Genomic DNA, 4,740 nt, shown 5'->3' on the forward strand with positions numbered 1-4,740 from the left:
GTACTCCAGCCATAGCTGAAAGCTTGGCTGGAGTACTGCGAAGAATCTGGATAGGGTGAATTTCAATTTCGTAGAATGACCCCTCCGCGCCTCGACTGAGCGATCGCCGAACGACCTTCGGCACCTCCCCGAGTTCGCGGGGAGGATGGGTGGGGTTCCGATCGCAAAAGTGAGATGCACTCGTGCGATAGATGCTTGTTACTCACTCGAGCGTCTCGCTCGATCTGGGTTAGATTAAGTTTGAGGTAACGGGAAAATGTTCGAGAAATCTCAAACGATTTCTGATGGCGATCTCTTAAAAACCTTCCTTAGAGTCGTATCGATCGGGGCAATTTTTATGAAATTGAGATGACTGACATCACTCTTCCATTAGACCTTCACAAGATTTGACTCAAAATTTCCAGGTTTGATATAAACCGAAAAAATATAGCTAGAGAATCCACCTATCAGCCTAGCACCCACTACACAGATTTCGCACTGTTTTCAAGAAACTGTAACGTTTTGAGCAAGCGAACGGCAGCTTCGTAAGCTTCGTGGGTGAGTTCTTGGCGTTCTTCAGACGAATCCACCATATCGTCAACGAGGAGATTGAGAAATCCAATCATCGGGTTGAGGCGAGTTCGCACCTCGTAAGAAGTATTGATGAGGGTTTCGCGACGCGCCCGTTGAATGGCGTCTTCGCTTTCAGCCGAAAATTGAGCTTGATAGAGTTTGGCGTACTGGCCGCCTCGAGTGAGGAGTTCTTCGTGATTGCCCACCTCGAGGACGCGCCCCCGTTCCATGACCACGATTTTGTCAGCTTTGCGAATCGTAGACAAGCGGTGTGCGATAACGAGCGTCGTGCGATCGTGACAGAGTTCGTCGATCGCCTCTTGAACCAGACGTTCCGACACCGTATCGAGGGCGCTGGTAGCTTCGTCGAGGATTAAAATTTCGGGATTGCGAATTAAAGCCCGCGCGATCGCCAACCGTTGGCGTTGTCCGCCAGATAACATCACGCCGCGATCGCCGATTTCCGTCTCGAACCCGTAGGGCAAGTTCATAATGAACTCGTAGGCGTTGGCGCGTTTCGCCGCGTCGATCGCCTCTTGTTCCCCCGCCCAAGGACAGCCGTAAGTCAAGTTGTAGCGCACCGAATTGTTAAACAAAAAGGTATCCTGACTGACGACGCCCATCGACCGACGGACCGTCGCGACATCGAAACTTCGCAAATCCTTCCCGTCCAACAAAACCGACCCCGATGTCGGATCGTAAAATCGCGGCAGTAAATCCGCCAGCGTCGATTTTCCAGCACCAGACGTTCCGACGAGGGCAATCGTTTCCCCACGTTCGATCCAGAGGTTAATATTCTCCAGGGCGATGTCGTCGTGGTCGGGGTAGTGAAACGTAACGCCCTCAAAACGAATTCCCTCTCGCAGTTTCTCGAATCGTTCGGTACCGTTTCGCATGATCGGTTTGTCATCGCGCCGCAGGTAATCGGATACTACGAGAACGCTCGGGGCGGTATTAGCCAGACGGCTACGAATACCGTTGAGTTGTCCGACCACCGGTAGCAGTCGAAACAGGACGAGAAGGTAAGTCAGCAAAACGGCCGAAATGGCTTCGATCTGTTCGGAAAATAAATAGCGACCGCAAATGACGATGAGTAGAAGCGCAACGATCCCCGAGGTCTCGTTAATGGGGGAAATAATTAAATAGTTGGCTTGAGATTGAAATTCACTCTGCTCTCGTTCTCGAATGAGCTGCGCGATCTGTTTGAATTCATTTTTTTCGTTGGCGACTGTTTTAATGAGGCGAATTCCCGACAATGTCTCGAGAAGTTTGTTCGTTAACGCACGGCTTTTTTCAGTTAAAGTTTCTCCATACATTTTGGCTCGCCTCACAAAAAATTGATTGAGAAAGGCCACTATCATCAACACGAAGGTCGAGGCTAATGTGAGCTGCCAAGAAATCGAAGTCAAAATAACAATAAAAACTAAAATGGTAATGCTATTGATGGCCACTTGCGACAGGCTGCGGATCGAATTGGCCGTGCGACTCATTTCTGTATTCAGGCGGTTGACAATGTCTCCCGTCTTCATTTTTGCGTAAAAATCGAGATCGACATCCAAAATAATTTTGATACCGTCGAGCCGTAGGTTTCGTACTAAAGACTGAGAAAACCGAACTGCAATCAATCCACTTAAATAAGTGGTTACGTTTTTTAAAAAAATAGCGATCAAGACTAAAAACGTGAGAATCGCAATTTTATAATCTCCCGCAAACGATCCAGAGAGATCCATTACGTTCTGAATCAACGGTGGCATACGCTGCGTGCTAGGTAAGTCTTGTCCGATCAGGCTCAGAATTAGAGGGACGATCAGCGTAATACTGACTCCGTTAAAAATAGCGCCGGAAAATCCGAAAGCAATGGTCAATACCATTAGCCACGGGGATTTCAGGGCGAACTTGAACAATAATTGGTTGGGAGACATGAGAAAAAATCCAAGCCTGGGAAGTCAGGATCGGTGCAAAAGAATCACGCGATCGCGTTACGAACAGTCTTTGAAAGGATATCTGACATAGCGTCGAGACTATAGTATTTTATACACCGATCTCGAGCTGTTCGGCCTCGCTCTTTTGCCAGTTCGTAATTGTCAAAAATCCACACGATTTTCTCGGCGAGTTCGTGAGGGGCATTGGGTTCGACGATAAATCCCGTGTCTTCGAGAACCTTCGGTACGTCGCCGACACGGGTGGCCAAAATGGGTTTAGCCATGGCCATGCCATCGGTCAGTTTAATGGGAAATTGAGCGCGAGCGGTCACGTCGTCTCGTTGGGGAACGACGACTAAGTCAGCAGCGGCGACGACTTCTGGCATTCGATCGACGGGCATCGAGGGTAACTTGATAACCCAACGAGACCACTTGTCCATCAAATACTCGACGTAGCCGTCACCGATCTCGCGTCCTCCCACTAACACGAGGCGAAATTCCTCGAGATCGAGGCGATCGAGGGCCGTTAAAACGTCCTCTAGCCCCTTATGAGGTCGAGCCGTCCCCGGAAACATCAGTACGCGGTATTCCGAGAGTCCGTATTTGCGCCGACTCTCTTCGGCCTCGAAGTGTTCCGGGTCGAACAGACGAGTATCTTTGCCGTTGGGGAGATAAATTCCCCCATAGCGATCTTGCAAAAACGTCGTATCGACGGTCACGGCGTCAGCCCGGTCGATCGCTCGTTCCATCCACTTTAAATACAAAGGATATTCGGGATTTCGCAACGCCCCGTTGGGTTTGAGAACGTCCCGCAAGAACTGACGGGGCGTCGGCCGGTACGTCCACTCGTCTCCTCCGAACCAGCTCGTTTCCCAATCGTCGATATCGAGTAAAACGGGCTTGTGGTGAAAGCGTCGGTGCAGCAAGGCAACACCGAAACTCGTGGGGCGAGGCTTGATCGCATAGAGAAGATCGCCGTCGATCTGTTGCAGAAGCTGGCGAACCGATCGCACGAACTGGGGATAGTCACATCCAGCCACCCACTGCACAGACAGACCGGCCGGAGGTTCTGGATAAAGGCGATCGCCGAACAAAAACCCAAAGACCGTGACCTCGAAATTGAGGTATTTGAGAACTTGTGCCAGAAGATAAGCCCGAGTTCCCCCTCCTCCTGATAAATCGGGTGCGAGTAGCGAAATTTTCATCAGTCACGCATCGTCGAGCTAGAGATCCCGTCAATTCTCAAAAGATTGTTTCCATGTTACCCCAGCAATTTGAGCTTTGGGTCTCGCTCGGCGATCGCGTCTGTCCTCAAGGCTCTCTCACCGCCGAGACGGAGAGGAGGGCGAGTCTTCCGAGGCGGCCGACTCCTCGAAACGCTCTAACTCGCGACGGGGATTCCGACGGTGGTGGCGATACCAAGTCGAGCCTGCCACGAGTAACCCGGTCAAACTCAACGCCCCCAACAGCGGCAGAATCTCCCCAGTGCGGAGTGCCTTCAACCCAGAACTGCCTAACATGACGAAGGGGAACACGCCGGGAACCGTTCCGAGTAGCGTTCCGATCAGATAATCGCGAAACCGAATCGCCGTCAGTCCGGCCGCAAAATTCACCAAGCCGTAAGGAATGATGGGCAACAGGCGAATCGCGAACATATAGAACGTTCCCCCGTGGCGGATTTCGGCATCCATCGCTTGCCAACTGCCGGCCATGCGGCGGGCTGCCCATTCCCGCCCCACCGTGCGCGTAAAGGCAAAGGCCGCGATCGCCGCCACGACCGCCCCTACACTGGTCCACAGCGTCCCCAGCCAAGGACCGAAAATCGCCCCACCACTGAGGTTGAGAGGTGTCGAGGGCAGCAGTAGCAGCGTCCCCACCGTGTAGAGAACGATATAGACGATGGGGGCCCATATTCCGGCCCGTTCGAGCCAGGTTTCCACGGTGGCGGCGTCGAGGCCGCCCAGCAAGTAAGCCCCGATCGCAGTCAGGAGAATGCAAAGACTCAACACGAGAGCGAGGGTCAGCTTCGGTGTCAATTTGAATTTCACCGTTCTAGTTCCTTGACATCCTCTCCCAGCAACCCGTTCCGGGTATGCAGGGAGATTCCTTGGGTCGCCCCAAAGAGTTCCTGCTTCACAGCCAGCCAACTAGAATCAGTGACCCGATCCCCCGTCGCCTCGACTCCACAGGCATTTTCGATTTGCCGTTGCCCACGGCTACAGATGACTTGTCCACTCGCCACATCACGGGGCTTTGTTGACCCGCA

Annotated in this window: 3 protein-coding genes and 1 pseudogene; all 4 read right to left on the minus strand. The window is 52.3% G+C overall.

Features of this window, described 5'->3' with window-relative positions; genetic code table 11:
• Positions 1-461: 461 nt before the first annotated feature.
• On the minus strand, positions 462-2,474 hold the full coding sequence (locus tag POG22_RS18165) for an ABC transporter ATP-binding protein (protein ID WP_498906718.1): 2,013 nt from the start codon (positions 2,472-2,474) through the stop codon (positions 462-464).
• 44 nt (positions 2,475-2,518) lie between these two features.
• Positions 2,519-3,679: a glycosyltransferase gene (locus tag POG22_RS18170; RefSeq protein WP_498906719.1), complete on the minus strand. Its 1,161-nt coding sequence runs from the start codon at positions 3,677-3,679 to the stop codon at positions 2,519-2,521.
• A gap of 117 nt (positions 3,680-3,796) precedes the next feature.
• Positions 3,797-4,522 (minus strand): TVP38/TMEM64 family protein, encoded by a 726-nt coding sequence (locus tag POG22_RS18175; RefSeq protein ID WP_498906720.1) that lies wholly within the window; start codon positions 4,520-4,522, stop codon positions 3,797-3,799.
• A pseudogene (locus POG22_RS18180) lies at positions 4,519-4,740 on the minus strand (RNA-guided endonuclease TnpB family protein); the annotation flags it as partial. The gene POG22_RS18175 and the pseudogene POG22_RS18180, both read right to left, overlap by 4 nt.

It is taken from the genome of Geitlerinema sp. CS-897, from assembly GCF_028368005.1.
GTDB lineage: Bacteria > Cyanobacteriota > Cyanobacteriia > Cyanobacteriales > Geitlerinemataceae > Baaleninema > Baaleninema simplex.

Bases quoted from the DNA above. Each gene is read 5' to 3' on its own strand.
- POG22_RS18165 (WP_498906718.1), bottom strand. From the start codon at position 2,474: ATGTCTCCCAACCAATTATTGTTCAAGTTCGCCCTGAAATCCCCGTGG.
- POG22_RS18170 (WP_498906719.1), bottom strand. From the start codon at position 3,679: ATGAAAATTTCGCTACTCGCACCCGATTTATCAGGAGGAGGGGGAACT.